At 66.4% G+C, this 20,323-nt stretch carries 17 protein-coding genes; 3 read left to right on the top strand and 14 right to left on the bottom strand.

All coding sequences use genetic code 11. The annotated features are described in order from the left end of the window. Nucleotides 1-14: 14 nt before the first annotated feature. The 6 genes from ACK6C6_RS15290 to ACK6C6_RS15265 all read right to left on the bottom strand — a co-directional run bounded on the left by ACK6C6_RS15290 (nucleotide 15) and on the right by ACK6C6_RS15265 (nucleotide 7,484). Nucleotides 15-1,016, bottom strand: a complete 1,002-nt coding sequence (locus ACK6C6_RS15290) for a polyprenyl synthetase family protein (protein WP_409267999.1) — start codon at nucleotides 1,014-1,016, stop codon at nucleotides 15-17. 361 nt (nucleotides 1,017-1,377) lie between these two features. Then, a complete protein-coding gene (locus ACK6C6_RS15285) occupies nucleotides 1,378-2,391 on the bottom strand; it encodes a porin (protein ID WP_036216390.1) in 1,014 nt (337 codons plus the stop codon). A 140-nt stretch (nucleotides 2,392-2,531) separates the two neighbouring features. Next, the gene (locus ACK6C6_RS15280) at nucleotides 2,532-3,740 is read right to left on the bottom strand and encodes an ATP-binding protein (RefSeq protein ID WP_409267997.1); all 1,209 of its coding nucleotides are present in this window, start codon (nucleotides 3,738-3,740) and stop codon (nucleotides 2,532-2,534) included. Nucleotides 3,741-3,828: 88 nt separating this feature from the next. Next, entirely contained in the window at nucleotides 3,829-5,256 is a 1,428-nt protein-coding gene (locus ACK6C6_RS15275; protein ID WP_409267996.1) for a cytochrome P450, read from the bottom strand. Between the two features lie 75 nt (nucleotides 5,257-5,331). Further along, a complete protein-coding gene (locus ACK6C6_RS15270) occupies nucleotides 5,332-6,108 on the bottom strand; it encodes a LytTR family DNA-binding domain-containing protein (RefSeq protein ID WP_209588709.1) in 777 nt (258 codons plus the stop codon). 101 nt (nucleotides 6,109-6,209) lie between these two features. Then, nucleotides 6,210-7,484: a sensor histidine kinase gene (locus ACK6C6_RS15265; protein ID WP_409267994.1), complete on the bottom strand. Its 1,275-nt coding sequence runs from the start codon at nucleotides 7,482-7,484 to the stop codon at nucleotides 6,210-6,212. 280 nt (nucleotides 7,485-7,764) lie between these two features. Between ACK6C6_RS15265 and ACK6C6_RS15260 the strand changes: the two genes are divergently transcribed. Further along, nucleotides 7,765-8,703 (top strand): exopolyphosphatase, encoded by a 939-nt coding sequence (locus tag ACK6C6_RS15260; RefSeq protein ID WP_409267992.1) that lies wholly within the window; start codon nucleotides 7,765-7,767, stop codon nucleotides 8,701-8,703. A 19-nt stretch (nucleotides 8,704-8,722) separates the two neighbouring features. Here ACK6C6_RS15260 and ACK6C6_RS15255 read toward each other — a convergent pair whose 3' ends face one another. From ACK6C6_RS15255 to ACK6C6_RS15235, 5 genes are all read right to left on the bottom strand, one after another. Then, complete coding sequence (locus ACK6C6_RS15255; RefSeq protein ID WP_409267990.1) at nucleotides 8,723-9,127, bottom strand: hypothetical protein; 405 nt, start codon at nucleotides 9,125-9,127, stop codon at nucleotides 8,723-8,725. Nucleotides 9,128-9,129: 2 nt separating this feature from the next. Next, nucleotides 9,130-9,432 (bottom strand): metalloregulator ArsR/SmtB family transcription factor, encoded by a 303-nt coding sequence (locus ACK6C6_RS15250; protein WP_409267989.1) that lies wholly within the window; start codon nucleotides 9,430-9,432, stop codon nucleotides 9,130-9,132. An 80-nt stretch (nucleotides 9,433-9,512) separates the two neighbouring features. After that, nucleotides 9,513-11,897 carry an EAL domain-containing protein gene (locus ACK6C6_RS15245; protein WP_409267987.1) on the bottom strand — a complete coding sequence of 795 codons (2,385 nt, stop codon included), beginning with the start codon at nucleotides 11,895-11,897 and terminating at the stop codon, nucleotides 9,513-9,515. A 125-nt stretch (nucleotides 11,898-12,022) separates the two neighbouring features. After that, the gene (locus ACK6C6_RS15240) at nucleotides 12,023-13,291 is read right to left on the bottom strand and encodes a nitronate monooxygenase (RefSeq protein ID WP_209588705.1); all 1,269 of its coding nucleotides are present in this window, start codon (nucleotides 13,289-13,291) and stop codon (nucleotides 12,023-12,025) included. Nucleotides 13,292-13,422: 131 nt separating this feature from the next. Further along, complete coding sequence (locus ACK6C6_RS15235; protein ID WP_036216406.1) at nucleotides 13,423-13,908, bottom strand: YajQ family cyclic di-GMP-binding protein; 486 nt, start codon at nucleotides 13,906-13,908, stop codon at nucleotides 13,423-13,425. Between the two features lie 147 nt (nucleotides 13,909-14,055). Between ACK6C6_RS15235 and murB the strand changes: the two genes are divergently transcribed. Next, on the top strand, nucleotides 14,056-15,084 hold the full coding sequence (gene murB / locus ACK6C6_RS15230) for a UDP-N-acetylmuramate dehydrogenase (protein ID WP_409267986.1): 1,029 nt from the start codon (nucleotides 14,056-14,058) through the stop codon (nucleotides 15,082-15,084). A gap of 22 nt (nucleotides 15,085-15,106) precedes the next feature. Beyond that, nucleotides 15,107-15,823, top strand: a complete 717-nt coding sequence (locus ACK6C6_RS15225) for an SDR family oxidoreductase (RefSeq protein ID WP_409267985.1) — start codon at nucleotides 15,107-15,109, stop codon at nucleotides 15,821-15,823. On the opposite strand, the gene ACK6C6_RS15220 is transcribed toward ACK6C6_RS15225, so the two are convergent. From ACK6C6_RS15220 to ACK6C6_RS15210, 3 genes are all read right to left on the bottom strand, one after another. Then, entirely contained in the window at nucleotides 15,824-18,451 is a 2,628-nt protein-coding gene (locus ACK6C6_RS15220) for an EAL domain-containing protein (RefSeq protein WP_409267984.1), read from the bottom strand. Nucleotides 18,452-18,517: 66 nt separating this feature from the next. Continuing rightward, on the bottom strand, nucleotides 18,518-18,811 hold the full coding sequence (locus tag ACK6C6_RS15215; protein ID WP_409267983.1) for a GIY-YIG nuclease family protein: 294 nt from the start codon (nucleotides 18,809-18,811) through the stop codon (nucleotides 18,518-18,520). A gap of 241 nt (nucleotides 18,812-19,052) precedes the next feature. Then, nucleotides 19,053-20,285 carry an argininosuccinate synthase gene (locus ACK6C6_RS15210; protein WP_027866212.1) on the bottom strand — a complete coding sequence of 411 codons (1,233 nt, stop codon included), beginning with the start codon at nucleotides 20,283-20,285 and terminating at the stop codon, nucleotides 19,053-19,055. Between the last annotated feature and the right edge of the window lie 38 nt (nucleotides 20,286-20,323).

Below are 20,323 nucleotides of genomic sequence, written 5' to 3'. Positions count from 1 at the left end.
GATGTCTTTCGTCTTCAGTTCACCACGGCTTCGCGGCTGCGTGCGGCATCGACGCCGGCCGCGGGAGCTTCGGCGCCAAAATGCATGCGAGAACGGCCCGGTGCGAACAGGCTGTCGACGAACAGGCAGGTCGCCGCCTTGGGACCGAGGGCGGCCACCAGGTGCTGTTGCGCCTCGTGCAGGTGCCTGGCCAGGCGGCGCTGCGTTTCCTCGACGCCGAGCGAGGCCAGCACGGTGGCCTTGCCGAGGTCCTTGCCGGTGTCCTTGCCGCTCTCCATGCCGGTGAGGGCCAGGTCCTTGCCCGGCAGGTCGATCAGGTCGTCGCGGATCTGGAAGGCATGGCCCGCCGCCAGCGCGAAGGCGCGCAGCGAGGCCGCCACGCGCTCGTCGGCCTGGCAGATGATGGCCGCCATGTCGACGGCCACGCCAAGCAGCACCCCGGTCTTGAGTTCATTGGTGGTGGCGATCGCGTCGAGGGTGCGCGCGCCGCCGTGCAGGTCCTGGAACTGGCCGCGCACCAGTCCCTGGGTGCCGACGGTCTCGGCCAGCTTGGCGACCAGGCGGGCCCGCGTGACCGGCGGGATGTCGGCGGCGCCCGCCAGCACGCCGAAGGCGCGGCTCAGCAAGGCGACCGATGCCAGGATGGCGACGTCTTCACCGTACTGGACATGGACGGCCGGCTTGCCGCGCCGTAGCTGGGCATTGTCCATGCAGGGCAGGTCGTCGAGCACCAGCGATGCCGCATGCACCATTTCGACGGCGCAGGCGACGTCGGCCAGTGCCGGCGAATTGCAGCCGAGGTCGCGCGCCACCAGCATCACCAGCAGCGGACGCATGCGCTTGCCCGCGCCCAGGGCGCCCGCGCGCATGGCCGCGCCCAGCAGGTCGGCCTGGTCGCCGGACTCGGCCAGCAGGAAGGCCAGCCGCTCTTCGACGCGCTCGCGCAGCGCGAGCACGCCGTGTGGATCGGCTTGCGCGCCTGGGGCCAGGGCGAAGCCATTGATGGAAGCGTTCATGGCTCCGTTGAACCGCTGTGACTTTCGTGTCATTTGCTACCCCCTTATCGTCGAGAGCCAGAACAAGATTTGCGAAATTTGCCGACGATCATACCGGAAGCAATGTTGGGAATTCGATAATTTTTCAATTGTGTGCAGGGGTCTTGAGGTGCATGCGTGCTGCAGCCTGCGAACCACCGCATCGATGTAGCAAACGTATTAAACTTGAAAATTAGGCCAGATTCGCTTGCGCCACGCATGGTCAGCGGGTCAAGCACGGGACGAGGAGCGGTGCGCTCGGGCTCAGCGCCGGGACAAACATGAGAAAAGGCCGGCAAGGCCGGCCTTCCCGAGGCATGCGGCGCTGCGCCGCAAGCCTGGCTTAGAACGAGTGGCGGATACCCACGTTGAACACGCGCGGGTCGGCGCCCAGCGCGGTCGCCGGCGGCGCCACGGTCACCGACGACGAGGTGATGCCGAAGGCGGCGCGGCCGTTGTTGCGCAGCTGGGCATAGGTCGTGTAGATGTTGGTGCGCTTCGACAGCGCGTAGGTGTAACCCACCGACACGGTATTGCCCTTGGCGCCGTTTTCAAGCTTTTGCTGCTGGAAATTGACGAGGAACTTGCCCGGGCCGGCGGTGTAGGTGCCGCCCAGGTTGGCGTTCTTGTACTCGTTGTTGGCGCCGGTCGGGTTCGCGACCAGGTAGTTGCCCTTCACTTCGAAGGCGCCGAAGCTGTAGCCCGCGCCGAAGGCGTATTCCTTGTCGTCGCCGGTCGCCAGGCGCTCGAGCTGGTGGTAGCCGGCGCCCAGGTACAGGCCGCCGTTCTTGTATTCCAGCGACACGCCCATCAGGTCGCCCGACGGATCGACGCTCTTTTCGCCGGTCGAGTAGGCGGCGTTGACGGTGAAGCCGCCCGCTGCGTTGCTCTTGTAGTTGACCGAGTTGGCCAGGCGGCGGGTCAGGCGGCCGCTGGTGAAGGCCGACAGGTTGCTGCCGTACAGGCCCTGGCCCAGGGCGTCGGTGGCGGCGGCCACGGCGGCGATCGGGCTGTATTCGCGGCCCACGGTCAGGGTGCCGAAGCTGCCCTGCAGGCCGACCACGGCGCGGCGGCCGAACATGGTCGAATCGGCGGCGCCGGTATCGAGGGCAACGCCCGCTTCGATGTTGAACAGTGCTTTCAGGCCATTGCCCAGATCTTCGGTGCCACGGAAGCCGATCCGGCTGCTCGACTGGTTGCCCGAGTTGATCACGGTGCGGCTGTCTTCACCCGGTGCGTCGGTGTCTTCCACGCCGATTGCCGCATCCATCACGCCGTAGATCTGGACGTTGGTCTGGGCGTTGGCGAACAGCGGCAGGGAAGACAGCAGCGCAGCTGCCAGGTACTTGAACTTCATGAAGAGCTCCTTTGGTTTGGACAGGATGTCGAGTTCTCAATAAACTCAGATCGACGCGGATCTTACCTAGCGAATATGTCGACTTAATGACATGTTGCTATGTGACATCTTGTTATGCCAAAGGGGCAAGGCGGCTGGCGCTAGCTGGCGGCGTTCTCCCCGATGATGCGGCCGGCCAGCGGCAGCGCGATCTCGATGGTGGTGCCGGACATGCCTTCGCTGCTGATGGTGATCTCGCCGTGCATGGCCCAGACCCGTTCGCGCATGCCCACCAGGCCCAGCGATTCCTTCTTTTCCATGTCTTCGGAGCGGATGCCGCGGCCGTCGTCGCGGATGGTCAGGAGCAGTTCGCCATCAAGGCGGTCGAGCTTGAGCACGACCTGGGTCGCTCCCGCGTGGCGCGCGATGTTGGTGAGCGCCTCTTGCACGATGCGGAACACGGCGGTGCTGGCGGTATCGTCCAGGCGCAGTTCGGCTTCATCGGCCAGCAGGGCGCAGGCGATCCCGTGGCGTTCGACGAAGTCGTCGCGCAAGCCCTGCAGCGCGAAATACAGGCCGCCTTCGTCGAGTGCGCGCGGGCGCAGGTTGGTGGCGATGCGGCGCAGCGAGGCGATCGCCATCATCAGGTTGGTTTCCATGCCCTCGATCAGGCGCTGGCTCGGCTCGGGCAGCCTGGCGTTTCCCTGCAGCAGGGTCAGGTCCATGCGCAGCGAGGCCAGCAGTTGTCCGAGGTCGTCGTGCAGTTCGCGCGCGATGTGGGTGCGTTCTTCTTCGCGGATGGTCTGCAGCGCGGAGGAAAGCTGGCGCAGCTGGTCGTGCGAGCGCGCCAGCTTCTGTTGCACCAGGTGGCGCTCGGAGACGTCGCGCAGGATCACGGTGCAGACTTCGTGCCCGTCGTGCAGGGTGGTGGAGATCGAGCCCTCGATCGGGAACAGCTGGCCGTTGGCGCGGATGCCGGTGACGGCGTAGTCGGTGGCGCGCCGCCCCGCGCGCCCGCCGCCGGCCGGAAAGTAGTCGCAGGGGGCTTTGGCATTGCGCACCGGCGCCTGGATGAAGCGTGCCAGCGAGCTGCCCTGCATGGCGCCGACGCTGCTGGCGAACATCTGGGCCGCGGCCGGGTTGGCGAACAGGATCATGGCCTCTTCGTCGATCGAGAGGATGGCGTCGCTGGCGCTGTGCACGATGCGGCGGCCGTCGAAGGCGCGCACGGGCCGATGCACCTCGCGCGCACGGCGCAGCGCCGCGACGGCCCGGCCGGCGCAATACCCGCCCAGGAACGAGAACACGAGAACCGCCGTGCCCGGACCGCGCCGGCGCAGGCGCCGCTGTGGTGGCAGCTGAATGCTCATGCAGAAGCTGAAAGGAAAGGCCTGGAGGCCGGGAGCTCTACATTACGGTGCGGCGGCGCACAGCGAATTGAGGCCACACAAGGCCGTTCTAGCCTAGCCGGAAGCGCAGCGCAAAATTGTCCAGCGTTCCCGGCAGCCGCCGCGGATCGGGCGCCAGCCCCCCGGTCTGCGCCAGCGGGCGAGCGCCGAGCAGGGTGGCCAGCATGGCGCTGCTCAGCATCAGCACCAGGTGGCGCCCCGGGCACATCACCGGGCCGTCGCTGAAGGGGATCAGCGGCCAGTCCTGACCGGCGGTCCGGCCGTCCAGCCACAGCTCCGGCGTGAAGCGGTCGGCATGCTCCAGGCGGGTATCGTCGCGGTGGAAGAAGGGCGCGTGGATCAGGACGCCGGTGTCGGCCGGCATGCTGCCGTGCTCCCAGCGCGTCTCGGACGTGCTCTGGCGCAGCACCATGGGCGTGGTCGGCCACAGGCGCAGCGCTTCCAGCATGCAGGCGCGCAGGAAGGGCAGGGGCTGTCCGGCCTGGCGCGCCGCGATCTCCTCGCGGGCGCGCGCCAGCTGTCCGGGATGGCTGGCCAGCAGGGCCAGGGCGCGGAAACTCGCCATCACGGCGGCGTCGAAGGCAAACAGCCATTGCGGCACCTGCTGGCGCGGCGCGGTCGTGGCGCTGCGCGCGATCCCGGCCATGTAGCCGGCCAGGCTGCCCGGCTCGGCGCGTTCGAGGTAGATCTGGATGCGCGCCAGGAAACGCTCGCGCTTGGCAGGCATTTTCGGGTGGAAGCCGGCCCAGTTGGCGGCCCCGCGCAGGCGCACGATCAGGGCCTGCAGTTCCTGGTCATCGGCGGCGCTGTTGCCCAGTACCACGCGCCGGATCAGGCGGTACCAGCCTTCGGACCAGGTTGTCCAGTCGAGCGTGCCGCCGGCCTGCGCCAGCATGCGCGCCGCTTCTTCCTCGACGATGGGCAGGAAGCTGGCGGCCATCCGGTGCATCGGATGCGCGGTGTCGAGCGCGGCCTCGTTGAAGCGGCGCCGGTCGGCGCGCTCGCGACCGGTCGACAGCAGCACGCCCTTCGGTTCGAAGTGCGAGAGCGCGGCGCGCTTTTCGGTGCTGGCGGCGGAGAACGGAACCGGCGACTCGTCCAGCACGCGCTGGGCGTGGGCCGGATCCAGCACCACCGCCTGCTTGCGGATCGGCAGCGGCAGCATCAGGGGACCGGGGCCGTACTTGTCGCGCAGCTTCTGCATGCGCCGGATGGCGCGGCGGTGGGTGTCGAAGCGCTCGGCCAGGGCCATCATCGGCGGACGGCGGATGATCACGCCCTGCGCCACCACCGGGGCGAACACCTCGAGCCCGAGGGCGAGCGTGTCGAGCAGGCTGGCGCGCGGCAAGCCCTCATCGCGATTGGCGTGGGTAGCGGGAGCGGTCCGTGCGATGCGCCGGCCTGCGGCCAGTCCGGCGCCGAAGGCGCCGAGCACGCCGGCGGCCAGCAGCAGGGTGTCCTTGCGCGAATTCCTCATGGTTCATCCTGTCGAGTTCGTAAAACTTGACTGTACGACATTCGACAGGACGGGCGCGCACGGGCGCCGCCTGAATTACATCTGCTTGAACAGGTGCAGGAAGCTGCGGCTCACTTCCAGCTTCTCCGGACGCCCCTTGACCAGCACCAGGTGCCGTCCGCGGATGTCGCGCGTCACGCCTTCGATCGCATTGACGTTGACCAGGGTGGCGCGGTGGATCTGCCAGAACAGCGAGGGGTCGAGCTCTTCGGCCAGGTCGCGCACCGGCTTGCGGATCAGGGCCTCGAAGCCGGCGGTCTGCACGCAGGTGTATTTTTCGTCCGAGCGGAAGAACAGGATATCCTCCACCGGAATCATGCGCAGGTCCTGGCCGATGCTGGCCTGGATCCACTGCAAGTGCTTGGGCTTCGGGGCGGCGATCTTCTCGGCCAGCTGCGACAGCATGGCCTGCACGCTGTCGTTGACGCTGGCTTTTTCGTTCGGACGCTCCAGGCGCTGCTTCAGGCGGTCGACGGTGACCTTCAGGCGCTCCGGCTCGGTGGGCTTGAGCACGTAGTCGATGGCGCCGCGCTCGAAGGCTTCCACCGCATACTGGTCGTAGGCGGTGACGAACACGATCTGGCTGCGGTCGCCGATGTCGCGCGCCGCTTCCATGCCGGTCTTGCCCGGCATGCGGATGTCGAGGAAGGTCAGGTCCGGCTTGAGCTGCTCGACCAGTTCCACCGCTTCCTCGCCGTTCTTGGCTTCGCCAATGATGTCGAGCTCCGGCCAGGCCTCGGACAGGCGCAGGCGCAGCTGGTCGCGCATGAGTCGTTCGTCATCGGCGATGATCGCGGTAGGTGCGGTAGGCATGCTTGTCCCTGTAGCTATGTGATTATTTATTGATTATTCAATGAAACAGCGCGGCAGGCAAGCTCCTGGGCAGGCGCCGGCCCGCAGCCATGCACGGCGGGTCAGCCCGCCCTGGCGAGCTGGTAAGGCACCTCGATCATGGCGATCACGCCGCTCGGGCTGTTGGCCGCGATGTGCAGCTGGCCGGCGTCGCCGTGCAGCAGCTTGAGGCGGTCGCGGATGGTCTGCAGCCCGAGGCCGGTGCCGTCGCTCGGCACCACCCCGAAGCCGACACCGTCGTCGGTCACGGTGACGAGCAGCTTGCTGTCGACCACTTCGGCCTGGATCTTGAGGGTGCCGCCTTCCGGCTTGCATTCGAGGCCGTGCTTGATCGCGTTCTCGACCATCGACTGCAGCATCATCGGCGGGAAGGCCGCGCTGCGCAGGCCCTCCGGCACCTGCATCACCACCGTCAGGCGTTCTTCCATGCGCATCTTGAGCAGGGCCAGGTAGGCCGTGACCATGTCCACCTCGCGCCCGAGGCCGGTGACGACGGCGTTGTCGCGCATTTGCGGCAGCACCGCGCGCAGGTACTGGATCAGGCTGCGCTGCATGGCCGAGGCGCGCGGCGGGTCGACCTGGATCAGGTGCTCGACCGAGGCCAGGGTATTGAACAGGAAGTGCGGCTCGACCTGGGCCTGCATCATCTGCATCTTGGTTTCCGACAGCTGGCGCTGCATGGCTTCGCGCTCGGCCGCCGCGTTGGCCAGCTGGGATTGCGCTTCGGCGCGCTTCTTGCCGCCGACCAGGGCTTTGGTGCCGAACAGGGCCAGCACGAACAGCAGCACGAAGTTCATGAACCAGGTCGACGCCTGCTTGTGGTAGCGCGACACCTTCTGCTCGGCCGCGTCTTCCACGGCGGCGTCGATCGCGTTCGACAGTTCTTCGCTGATCTGCGGCGGCAGTTCGATGTGGACCGATTCGCCACTGCTGCCCGCGGCCGCGGCGGGCGGCGCGCTCGGCGCCGGCGGTGCCGACGGGGCCGGTGGCGCATCGGGCGCGTCGGGTGCGCCTTCGGGCTCCGGCGGCGCGGGCGGCTCCGGCGGCGTCGCGTTGCGCGGCCGGTTACGCGGATGGAAGCGGATGCCGCTCTCGTCGATCAGGATGGCGGCGTCGCCGCCGCGCCGCTCGCGTTCGGCGCGCGACACGTATTCTTCGGCCGGCCCGGAGAACAGTTCTTCCTGCAGGATGGCCCCGGCGGTCAGGGTCAGGATCGCAAACAGGAAAAACTTCCACCACGATAGCTGGGTAACCCAGGTCGCCACGGCGTCGAAGCCGCGGTAGAGCCACGACAGGACGCTCGAGAAATAATGCGGATTGGTGTTCCTGGCTTGCATATCGATCTTCGCTATTGGTGCAAGCGGCGAGTGTACCTCGCCGCCACCTGCGCGTGCCGGAAATACAACATCTTCGGCATCTACGACTGTTGGGATGATGCAACTTTACCCCTTGTCGTCCCTGACGGCCAGCGCCGTGCGACAGCCTGCACGATCCGGGGAATGGATTGCTTCCAGCCGAGCCAGAATGCGCCATCGCAAATGCTGACAGGCGGAAACGTTGCAAGGTATGATCTTTCGGACCGCAGTTTCGCTTTCCGACTCCAGAAAGGAAGTGCCGATGTCAGCCGACCAGAAAAAATTCCGACTCGTAACCCGCAGCGACTTCGATGGCCTGGTGTGCGCGGTGCTGCTCAAGCACCTCGACCTGATCGACGACATCCTGTTCGTGCATCCGAAAGACATGCAGGACGGCAAGATCGCGATCAGCGGACGCGACATCACGACCAACCTGCCGTATGTGCCGGCGGCCCACCTGGTATTCGACCACCACCTGTCCGAGACCATCCGCAACACGGGCAGGCGCGAGAACCACGTCATCCATCCCGAGGCGCCCTCGGCGGCGCGGGTGGTCTACGACCACTACGGCGGCGCCCGGACCTTCCCGGCCGCCTGGAACGAGATGATGGCGGCGGTCGACAAGGGCGACTCGGCCCGCTTCTCGCGCGAGGAGGTGCTGTTCCCGCAGGGCTGGAACCTGCTGAACTTCCTGATGGACGCGCGCACCGGCCTGGGACGCTTCCACGACTTCCGCATCTCCAATTACCAGCTGATGATGGCCCTGATCGATTACTGCGCGGAGCATCCGATCGAGAAAATCATGGAGCTGCCCGACGTACGCGAGCGCACCACGCTGTACTTCGAGCACAGCGAACGCTGCAAGGAGCAGATCCGGCGCTGCGCCCGCGTCCACCGGAACCTGGTGGTGCTCGACCTGCGCAGCGAAGAGGTGATCTATGCCGGGAACCGCTTCATCATCTACGCCCTGTACCCCGAGACGAATATCTCGATCCACGTGCTGTGGGGCGTCAGGCAGCAGAACACCGTATTCGCCACCGGGAAGTCGATCCTGAACCGGACCTCGAACACCAACATCGGCGCCCTGATGCTGGAATACGGCGGGGGCGGGCACGAGAACGCCGGCACCTGCCAGGTGGACAACGAGATGGCCGAGGACGTGCTCGGCGCCCTCGTCAACCGCATCAACAAGGACGGTTGAGCGGAACGCCCGGGCGCCCTTAATGGCCGGCGCGGCGTGCGCCGATCCGGATGCAACCGAGGGCGGCGCAGGTCACCGCGGCGCCGAGCGCCAGGCCGCCGACCATCCCGGCCACGCCGATCGGGGCGGCGAGCCAGGCCAGCATGTAGCCGAGTCCGCCCAGCACCAGCGCCCAGCCGGCGAAGCGGCGCGCGGCCTGGTCGGCGCTAGGGGAGGCGCAGCGCATGCGCGCCGCCAGCGCCTTCGGAATGGCGTTCGCATACACCACCACGGTTGCGCCCAGCAGGACGCCGGCAAGGCGCCGTGCCCATTCCGGATCGAGGTAGGCCGGCGCGGCCCAGGCCAGCAGGGCGGATGCACCAAGGATGCAGGCAGCCGCCAGCACGGCGCGGCACAGGTGGGAAAGGCGGGACGAGGGCTTCATGCTTACTCCTTTTCTGGTGGAACAGCGGGAGGCTCCGGCCGGGTGAGGTTCAGCCCGAAGGCTTGCGCGAATCCCAGCAGGGCGTCTTCCAGCACCGACAGCCTGAGGCGGTAGGTGATGGTGCGGCCGTGTTTTTCCGGCGCGATCAGCCCGGCCGCGACCAGCACGGCAAAGTGGGCCGACATCGTCGGTTTCGACACGTCGAACAGGTCGGCCAGTTCGCCGGCGCCCATCGGCCCCTTCTGGAGGTGCTCGAGGACAGCGCGGCGGGTCGGATCGGACAGGGCTTTGAAAACGGAAGTCATGATAGATTGTTAGCTAAATATCGAACTATTGCAAGAAGTTTTGATGCGGCCGTGCGCCGACTATGCGGAAAGGGTAGGCCTCAGGCCTGGTGGCGCTGGCCGAGCATCTCGCGCACCGCCTCGGGCAGCAATGGCTCGCTGAACCATTGCCCTTGCAACTGGTCGCAGCCGTGCGAGCGCAGGAATTCCACCTGGGCCTCGGTCTCGACCGCTTCGCCCACTACCGCCAGGTCGAGGTTGTGGCCGATGTCGATCAGGGTCTTGGCCAGCCGGCTGCCGCCGCTGTCGCCCTCACGGGCGATCTCGTGCACCGCCGCCTTCGACAGCTTGACCTGGCGCACCGCCAGCTGGCGCAGGAAGGACAGGTCGGAAATCCCCTTGCCGAACTCGTCGAGCGAGAGCGCCACGCCGACCTCGCGCAGCTGGGCCGACAGGTCGCGCCCCAGGCCCGGATTGCGGATCAGGTCGGCCTCGGGGATCTCGATTTCCAGGCTGCCGGGCGGCAGCGCGTAGCGCTCCATGCGCTGCGCCAGGCCGGCGATGAAGCCGTGCTGGCTGTACTCGCGGTGCGAGACGTTCACCGACACCGGCAGGCCCGTATAGCCGAGCTGGCGCAGTTCCTGCAGGAAGGCGCAGGCCTGGTCCAGCACCCAGCTGCCGATCTCGATCATCTTGCCCGATTCCTCGGCCTCCGCCAGGAAGGCGGCCGGCAGCATGATGCCGTTCTTCGGGTGGCGCCAGCGCAGCAGCGCCTCGAAGCCGCGCACCTTGCCGCTCCTGGCGTCCATGCGGGGCTGGAACAGCAGGAACAGCTCGTCGTGCTCGAGGGCGCTGCGGATGCTGTCGGCCAGCGCGGCGCGCTTCTGGCTTGCCACACGCATCTCGGGCGAGTAGAAGTGCACGCCGCCGCCATTGCCCTTGACGTGGTACATCGCCATGTCGGCCGCGCGCACCAGTTCGGCGGGCGTGGCGCCGTCCTGCGGGAACAGCGCCACGCCCAGGCTGGCGCCGACCGGGATTTCGTTGCCGCCGAAGGCCACCGGCATCGTCATCGCGCGCCGCAGACGCTCGGCCATGCGCAGCGTGAAGCGCACCGAGGGCTGGTCGACCAGCACCAGCACGAACTCGTCGCCCGACATGCGCGCCACCGTGTCGCTGTCGCGCACCGCCGACAGCAAGCGGCGCCCGACCACCTTGAGCACCACGTCGCCGGCCTCGTGGCCGAAAGTGTCGTTGATGGTCTTGAAGTTGTCCAGGTCGACCAGGATGGTCGCCACCATGGTCTTGTGGCGCTGGGCCAGGTGCACCGCGTGGTCGAGGCGGTCCCACAGCAGGTTGCGGTTGGCGAGGCCAGTGAGGTGGTCGTGGTTGATCTCGTGCTCGAGGAGTTCGGTGCGCTGCTTGGTGGCGGTGACGTCCTGCAGGATGCCGATGAAGTGGGTGACCTCGCCGTGCTCGTCGCGCACTGGGGTGATGCTCAGGTCGTTCCAGAAAATATCGCCGTTCTTGCGCATGTTGCGGAAGACCACGTTGACCGGGCGCCGCTCGGCCAGCGCCAGGCGCACCTGGCTGCGCTCGTGGGTGTCGAAGTTGGGCGCCTGCATGAAGCGGGCATCGCGCCCGATCGCTTCAATGGCGGAATAGCCGGCGATGCGCTCGAAGGCCGGGTTGACGTATTCGATGATGTTGTCGCGCCCGACGCAGCGGGTGATGACGATGCCGTTGCTGGCCGCGTGCAGCGCGCGCTCGCGCAGCAGCAGCTGGCGCTCCTTCTCGCGCCGCTTGGCGATGCTGAGGCCCATCCCGAACAGGTAGCTGTCGCCGTTGCAGCCCACGCGCGCGCCGCCGACGATGACCGGCGTCTCGCGCCCGCTGCGCGACACGTAGTTCATCTCCATCGACACCTCGGCGCCTTCGTCGAACACGCGGTGGAAGTTTTCCATGGCCTGCCTGCGTTCGCGCGGCTCGAACATCTCGAACACATGGGCGGCGGCGAGCTCGTCCGGCGTCATTTCGGTCATGCGCTCCAGGTTGTGGTTCCAGAGGATGAAGCGGCCCGCGCGATTGATCGCGTAGAAGGTGCCGGGCAGCAGGTCGACCACCTCGGACAGGGGAGTATTGCCGACCCGCTCGGATTCGGAGAGCGCGTCGGAAGGGGCGATGAGGACGGTGGCGCTCCAGCCTTGCGGCTGGTCGTGCGCGTCGTACTGGCGCAGCAGGCCCAGGGTGGCCAGGCCCTCGCGTCCGGCTGCGAAGCGCATCCGCAGCTTGGCCCCGCCGGCGGCCGCCAGGGCCGGCCAGCCGGGTTTGCCGTCGCCGCCGGCAAGGAGCTCGAGGAGCTCGCGCCCCCGCGCCTGCGCCGAGGTCCAGCCGAACAGCGCCGCGCAGGCGGGGTTCCAGGTCACGACCTTGCCCTCGTCATCGGTCAGGAAACAGACCTGCGCGGATGCTTCGATGGTGGACATGCCGGGCCCTTCGCGAAAAGCGCTGATGGGAGGTCCAGCTTACACGCCTTCGCAAGGGGAGGGCGCATAACAAACAAGCCACGGCGGGCCGTGGCTTGTGGGATACGGAACGGCGCTCGGCGCCGTCAGGCCGCGACGGTTTCCTGCTTCGGCGGCAGCGCGATCTGGTTGTCGACGCTGAACTGGTAATCCTCGAAGACGTGCTGGGCCGACAGGATCTGGTAGCTGCCGTCCGCCAGGCGGTGGGTGGTGTCCTTCAGGCGGTAGGTGGTGTGGCCGCAGGTCCAGCAGTTGAAGTTGCGCATGTGGGTGCACAGGCAGGTCTTGTCGAACACCGTGATGTTCTTGCCGTCCGGGCTGGCCTGCACTTCGCGGTTGTACGAGTTGATGTAGGCGCAGTTGCCGGTGGCGTCCAGCAGGTAGCCGTAGGACTCGCAGCCCGGGCGGATGCCGGAGCCGATCGCCGGCGTGCTCTTGAGCATACGCATCGGGTAGCCGGTCGGCGACACGCCGTTGACGATGATGTCTTCCTCGCTGGCGCGGAAGTATTCCTGCTTGACCGCATCCGGCATGCCGCACTCGTGGGTGACGGTGAAGCGGGTTGCCACCTGCACGCCGCCGGCGCCTTTTTCCAGGAAGCCGACCGCGTCCGAACCGGTGAAGATGCCGCCCGCGGCGATCACCGGGATGTCCAGCTGCTCGGCGCGCATGTAGGCATGGACTTCGTCCATGATGGTGTGCAGGTCGTACTGCTTCCAGTCGTCGATGCCGAAGCCCAGGTGGCCGCCGGCCAGCGGGCCTTCGACGATGACGTAGTCGGGCAGGCGGTTCAGGCGCGAGACCTTTTTCAGGAACAGCTGCAGCGCGCGCACCGAGGACACGATGATGCCCAGGTAGGTAGAGCGGAAGCGCGGGTGGTCCTTGATCAGCTCGAAGGAACCCAGGTGCAGGCCGGCCGACATGGTGATGCCGTCGATGCCGGCGTCCATCGCCGCCGACAGGCGGGTGCGCAGGGTTTCCTTGGGCGCGTTCATGGTCAGCTTTTCCATGCAGTTCACGAAGATCAGGCCATCGCCTCGCTTCGCTTCCATGGTCGAGCCCACGTGCAGGCGGGTCGCTTCGGCCAGGCGGTCGAGGTCGAACTGGACCACCGCCTTGTTCATGTTGTTGATGTTGAACTTGTAGAGCTTGGTCTTGTCCTTGACGAAGGTAGTGTCGAACTTGCGGTCCGACACGTCCTGCACCATCGCATCCGAGATGTGACCGATACCGCCGAGGCGGGCGGCCTCGAGGGCCAGTTCGGAGGTCGAGATGTCCACGCCCATCCCGCCGATCATGATGGGCACATATTCCTTGTTGCCCAGCTTCAGGCGGAAATCATCAACACGTTTCATTGCAATCCTTAAACCGCCGTAGTTCCCTACGCGTACATATGCATCGACAAGCCGCGCCCGTGCGCGGCCGTCATTCTACCCCAAGGCGGGGCGGGGTTTGCGCAGCCAATATGGCTGCGAAGAAGCTCGCGTCAATCGCGGAAGTTGTTGAACGCGAGCGGCAAGTCCTGCACGTCCTTGCGCAGCAGCGCCATGGCGGCCTGCAGGTCGTCGCGCTTGGCGCCGGTGACGCGCACCGATTCGCCCTGGATGCTGGCCTGCACCTTCATCTTGCTTTCCTTGATGAGCTTGGTAATCTTCTTCGCGTCTTCGGTCTCGATGCCGTTGCGCACCTTGATGACCTGCTTGACCTTGTCGCCGCCGATCTTCTCGACCTTGCCTTCGTCGAGGAAGCGCACGTCGACCTTGCGCTTGGCCATCTTGTTGATCAGGACGTCCTTCACCTGGCCGAGCTGGAAATCGGAATCGGCGAACAGGGTCAGTTCCTTTTCCTTTTGCTCGACATTGGCCGAGCTGCCCTTGAAGTCGAAGCGGGTGGTGATTTCCTTGTTCGATTGTTCGACGGCATTCTTCACTTCGACCATGTCTGCTTCGCAGACAACATCAAACGATGGCATGGCGGTTTCCTTTTTTCTTGGTACTGCTAAATAGATGAATCCCTCTATTTTAACGGACAACGCCTCCCGCAGGCCACCAGATTTGCCCGCACGGCAAGGGTTCCGGGCGGGCTTGCCCCTATAATGTCCAAAAAACACCCTGATGCCATGCAAGCCGACCTGCCCATCCTCGACGATTTTTCCCTCGCTTCCCTGAACACCTTCCGCATCCCGGCGCGCGCCCGTCATTACCTGCGGGTGAACGGCGCGGCGCAGCTCGAGGCCGTGCGGCGCGATCCGCTGCTTGCCGGCTTGCCGCGCCTGGTGCTGGGCGGCGGCAGCAACCTGCTGTTCACCCGCGACTTCGACGGGATCGTCCTGCACATGGCGGGCCAGGGCAAGGAGCTGCTGGGCGAGCAGGACGGCCGCATCCTGGTGCGGGCCCAGGCGGGCGAGAATTGGCACGCTTTCGTCCAGTGGACCCTGGCCCAGGGCCTGGGCGGACTGGAAAACCTGTCCCTGATCCCCGGCACGGTCGGGGCGGCGCCGATCCAGAACGTGGGGGCGTACGGGACGGAAACCAAGGACGTCTTCCATTCCCTGAGCGCCTACGACATGGCCAGCGGCGAACTGCGCACGCTGGACGCGGCCGCCTGCCGCTTCGCCTACCGCGACAGCATTTTCAAGCATCCGGAAGGGCGTGAACTGGTGGTGCTGGACGTCACCTTCGCCCTGCCGGCGGCCTGGACGCCGAACCTGCGCTATGCCGAGCTGGCCAGGGCGGTGGAAGAGGCCGGATTGACCGAGCCGACGCCGCAGGACATCGGACGCACGGTCGAGGCGATCCGGCGGCGCAAGCTGCCTGACCCTGCCGAGATCGGCAATGCGGGCAGCTTCTTCAAGAACCCGGTGGTGAGCGGCGAGCATTGCGCGCGGCTGCTGGCCGAATTTCCGCAGTTGGTGCACCATGCGCAGGCGGACGGCAGCGAAAAGCTGGCGGCCGGCTGGCTGATCGACCAGTGCGGCTGGAAGGGCCGGGCGCTGGGCGCGGCGGGCGTGTACCCGAAACAGGCGCTGGTGCTGGTCAACCTGGGCGGCGCCCAGGGCGAGGACGTGGTGCGGCTGGCGCGCGCGATCCAGGAGGACGTCAAGGCGAAATACGGCGTGGAACTGGAGCCGGAACCGGTATTCATCTAGGGAGCATCTAGCGGAGGCGGGCATGATCAAGGCAGTCGTGACGGGCCACAGCCGTGGCCTGGGCGCCGCGGTGGCGGCGGAACTGGTGGCGCGCGGCATCCCCGTACTGGGGCTGGCGCGCGGACATGCGGAAATCGGTGAAGGCATGGAGCAGGCCGTGGTCGACCTGGGCGACGCCCAGGCGCTGGCCGCCTGGCTGGGCGGGCACACGCTGCGCTCCTTCCTGGCCGGCTGCGACACGGCGTTGCTGGTCAACAATGCCGGCGTGGTGACGCCGGTGGGCCCGCTGGCCGAGCAGGACCCGGCGGCGGCGCTGCGCGCGGCCATCCTGAACGTCGGCGCGCCGCTGGCCTTGTCCGCGGCCTTCGTGCAGGCCGCGCCGCAGGCCGAGCGGCGCATCCTGCACATCTCGAGCGGGGCCGGGCGCAGCGCCTATCCGGGCTGGAGCGTCTACTGCGCCACCAAGGCCGCGCTCGACCAGCATGCGCGCGCGGTCGCGCTCGACGGCGACCCGCGGGTGCGCTGCGTCAGCCTGGCGCCGGGCGTGATCGACACCGACATGCAGGCCGAGATCCGCGCCACGCCGGATGAAAAATTCCCGCTCAAGCAGCGCTTCGTCGACATGAAGGAGGGCGGGGTGCTGGTCTCGCCGGGCGAATGCGCCGCGAAGCTGGTGGATTGCCTGCTGGCCAAACGCTTCGGGCACGAGCCGGTCGACGACCTGCGCAACAGCACTTAGTTACTGCCAGGCCAGCATCGTTTCGAACAGGTCGGCCGGCACCGGCCGCGAGAACAGATAGCCCTGGGCATAGTCGCAGCCGGCGCGGCTCAGGGCGAGGCACTGCTCCGGCGTCTCCACGCCCTCGGCGATGACCTTCAGTCCCAGCTTGTGGGCCATCACGATGATGGTCTCGGTGATCGTGCGGCTGAAGTTGTCGTGCACCAGTTCCTTCACAAAAGACTGGTCGATCTTCAGGTAGTCGATGTCGAGGCGCTTCAGGTAGCTCATCGAGGAGTAGCCGGTGCCGAAGTCGTCGATCGACACCTGCATGCCGCTCGACTGCAGCGCCGCCAGCTTGGCCAGCACCGTGTCCGACAGGTTCAGCAGCAAGCCTTCGGTGATCTCGACGTTGATGCAGCGCGGGCCCAGGCGGATCTCGTCCAGGTGGGCCACCCAGTCGGCGGCATCAAGCTGGGACTGGAACTGCACCGGCGACTTGTTGATGCTGACCTGGAAGTCGCGCGCCAGCATGTCCGACCAGCGCTTCGAATAGTGGGCCGCGGTGCGGAACACCCAGTCGCCGATCTCGTGGATCAGGCCGGATTCCTCGGCCACGCCGATGAAGGTATCCGGCGACAGCAGGGCGCCGGAAGCATGGCGCCAGCGCAGCAGGGCTTCGGCCTTGACGATCCGGTTCGACGACAGGTCGACGATCGGCTGGAAATACAGTTCCAGCTGCTTGCCGGGGACGGCATTGCGCAGTTCGGCGAGCAGCTTGAGGCGCCGGATCGCGGCCGCCTGCATGTTCGCCTCGAAGAAGGTCAGCTGGTTGCGCCCGGCGGACTTGGAGCGGTACATCGCGTGGTCGGCGTTGCGCATCAGTTCTTCGGGGTCGCGTGCGTCCTCAGGGTAGCGGGCGATGCCGATGCTGCCGGCGATGTACAGCAGCTCCTGCTGGATCGGAAAGGGTTGGGCGAGCGCATCCAGGATCGCCTGCGCGACCGCCTCGACATGGGCCAGTTCGCGCGTTTCGCTCAGGATCACCGTGAATTCATCGCCGCCGAGGCGCGCCACCGTGTCGCCCTTGCGCACGCAGGCCTGGATGCGCTGCGCCGCCTCGACCAGCAGCAGGTCGCCGGCGTCGTGGCCGAGCAGGTCGTTGACCTCCTTGAAGCGGTCGAGGTCGATGAACAGGAGGGCGACTTCGCCGAGCTCGTCCTCGGCGCGCCGGATCGCCTGCTCGAGGCGGTCGCGGAACAAGGCCCGGTTCGGCAGGCCGGTCAGGGTATCGTAGTGGGCGCGCCGTTCGAGCTTTTCGGTGAACTGGCGAATGGTTTCTTCGCTGTGCTTGCGGCTGCTGATGTCGTCGATGAAGCCATACCAGATGGTGCCGCCATCCAGGCCCGGGGACGGCGTGGCGATCACTTCGCGCCAGCAGTGCCCGTCGTCGGGCAGCTCGACCTGGAACTCGGCCCGCAGCGGCTGCATCCCGGCGGCCGAGCGCTCCAGGGCGCGGCGCAGGCGGACCCGGTGCTGCGGCACGATGCGCTCCGCCAGGCAGCCGAGGTCAGCCTGGATGGCGCTCGGCGCCAGTTCGAACAGGGTGTGCGCCATGTCGCTGATGAAGGGACAGGCGAAGCTGCCGTCGGCCCGGTGCTCCAGTTCGAACAGCGCGCCGGGGACCTGCTGCGCCAGCTGGGCGAGCCGCTCGTGGCTCTTCTCCAGCGCCTGGCGCATGCGGTAGGCCTCGGTGATGTCGGTGATGGTGCCGATCATGCGCAGCGGCTGCCCCTGCGCATCGCGCGCGACGATGCTGCCGCGCGAGCGCACCCGGATCCAGTCGCCGGTGAAGCGGCGGATCCGGTATTCGCAGGTGTAGAGCGGTTCGTTGCCGGCCAGGTAGCGCTCGATGCAGCGCCGCACGTGGGCATTGTCGTCGGGGTGGATGCGGCTGGTCCAGATCTTCGGCGTGGCGCCGTCCGGATTGCCGCTGGCGCCCATGATCTCTTTCCACTTGGCCGAGAAGGTGACGGAATTCTCGTCCATCCGCCAGTCCCAGACGCCTTCGCCGGTCCCGTTCAGGGCCAGCACCAGTCGCTCTTCCTCGCGCCGCAGCGATTCGGCCAGCCGCCCCTGGGTGGCGAAAGCTTCCTCCAGCGCACGGTGGGCCTGCTGCAGCTTTTCCTCGCGGTTGATAACGTCGGAAATGTCGTGCACGGTGCCGACCAGGTCAGTGCAGCCGCCCGCCGCGTCGAACACCGGCGTGATCGAGACCCGTCCCACCTTGCGGCCGGCCGGGTAGTCGCTGTGCTCTTCCCAGCGCTGGGTCTGGCCGGTGCGGATCGCGGCGCGGTAATGTTCGAGCACCATCGACAGCGAAGGTTCGGGGATGACTTCGTCGACGGTCTTGCCGATGACCTGTTCGGGCGTGAGCTGGGTGGCCTTATAGAAGGCCGGGTTGACGTAGGTAAAGCGAAAGGTATCCCTTCCCTCGACCGCGTACTGGTAGACGACGTCCTCGATGTTGCGGTAGATGATGGCGATCGCGTCGGCCTGGGGCGTGGCCGGCCGCGCGGCGGGCGGGCTTGTCCTTGGGCCGCCGCTGACATGCGCCTGGAAGCTGTCGGTGTCGTCGTCGGGGGACATGGGCGCTCGATGGTGGGCAGGACCGGATATTCTAGCGCGAAGGAGAGGAACGGGCTGTTCTGGTGTTCAGGCGGAAATAGTGGGGTAGAGATCCTGCCAGGTGGGGTTGGTGGATTGGATGAGGTTGATTTTGCAGTTGCGGCGCCATTTCTTGATCTGTTTCTCGCGGGTAATGGCGGCGATGATGTCGGTATGGATTTCGTACCAGACCAGCTGGTGTACGTGATGGGTCTTCGTGAAGCCCTCGATAAAGCCTTCTTTGTGCTCCCATACGCGGCGGATGAGGTCGGACGTGACGCCGATGTAGAGTGTGCCGTATCGACCGCTGGCGAGGATGTAGACGAAGGAGTGCTTTTCCATCGGCGTATTGTCGGCCGACCACTGTATTTGCCGCTGATGGTACGCAAACTAATTGGGCTCCCGCCTGCGCGGGAGCGACGGTCTTTGGGCTGGTGGTTCGTAGGACGACGGCATCCGATCAAATTGCTAGCTCATGCACGTCGTTCCCGCGTAGGCGGGAACCCAATTTCCACGCGTTCACATAGCCCCGCACCATGAAAAAAGCCGCCTGATGAGGCGGCTTTCGAGGGGGAAATAAAGCTTACTTGCCGCGGGCCGCGCGTGCCTTGGCGGCGATGCGCATGCGCAGTGCGTTCAGCTTGATGAAGCCGCCCGCGTCCGCCTGGTTGTAGGCGCCGCCGTCCTCATCAAACGTAGCGATGTTCATGTCGAACAGCGAATCGGTCTTCGAATCGCGGGACACCACGATCACGTTGCCCTTGTAGAGCTTTACGCGCACCCAGCCGTTCACGGTCTGCTGGGTGTGGTCGATCAGGGTCTGCAGCGCGACGCGCTCCGGGGCCCACCAGTAGCCGTTATAGATCAGCGACGCATAGCGCGGCATCAGGTCGTCCTTCAGGTGCGCCACTTCGCGGTCCAGGGTGATCGATTCGATCGCACGGTGGGCCTTGAGCATGATGGTGCCGCCCGGGGTCTCGTAGCAGCCGCGCGACTTCATGCCGACGTAGCGATTTTCCACCAGGTCGAGGCGGCCGATGCCGTGCTTGCCGCCCAGGCGGTTCAGCTCGGTCAGGACTTCGGCGGCGCTCATGCGCTTGCCGTTCAGGGCCACGATGTCGCCCTTTTCGTATTCGATGTCGAGGTACTCGGCTTCGTTCGGCGCCTGTTCCGGCGACACCGACCAGCGCCACATCGATTCCTCGGCTTCCGCGCTCGGGTTCTCCAGGTGGCGGCCTTCAAAACTGATGTGCAGCAGGTTGGCGTCCATCGAGTAGGGCGCGCCGCCGTTCTTGTGCTTCATGTCGATCTCGATGCCGGCATCTTCCGCGTACTTCAGCAGCTTCTCGCGCGACAGCAGGTCCCACTCGCGCCACGGGGCGATGATCTTGACGTCGGGTTTCAGCGCGTAGGCGCCCAGTTCGAAACGCACCTGGTCGTTGCCCTTGCCGGTCGCGCCGTGCGAGATGGCGTCGGCGCCGGTCTCGTTGGCGATCTCGATCAGGCGCTTGGCGATCAGCGGACGCGCGATCGAGGTGCCCAGCAGGTATTCGCCTTCGTACACGGTGTTCGCGCGGAACATCGGGAACACGAAGTCGCGCACGAATTCTTCGCGCACGTCGTCGATGTAGATGTTCTCCGGCTTGATGCCGAACTTGATCGCCTTGGCGCGCGCAGGCTCCAGTTCTTCGCCCTGGCCGAGGTCGGCGGTGAAGGTGACGATTTCGCAGTTGTAGTGATCCTGCAGCCATTTCAGGATGACCGAGGTGTCGAGGCCGCCGGAGTAGGCGAGGACTACTTTTTTAATGTCGCTCATGGAAGATTCCAGTGTGGAGGGGGAGGTGGGGTCGGGAT

The organism is Massilia sp. BHUDP2 (assembly GCF_046236355.1).
GTDB classification, from domain to species: Bacteria; Pseudomonadota; Gammaproteobacteria; order Burkholderiales; family Burkholderiaceae_D; genus Telluria; species Telluria varians.
This window is presented reverse-complemented; position numbering and strand designations above follow the sequence as displayed.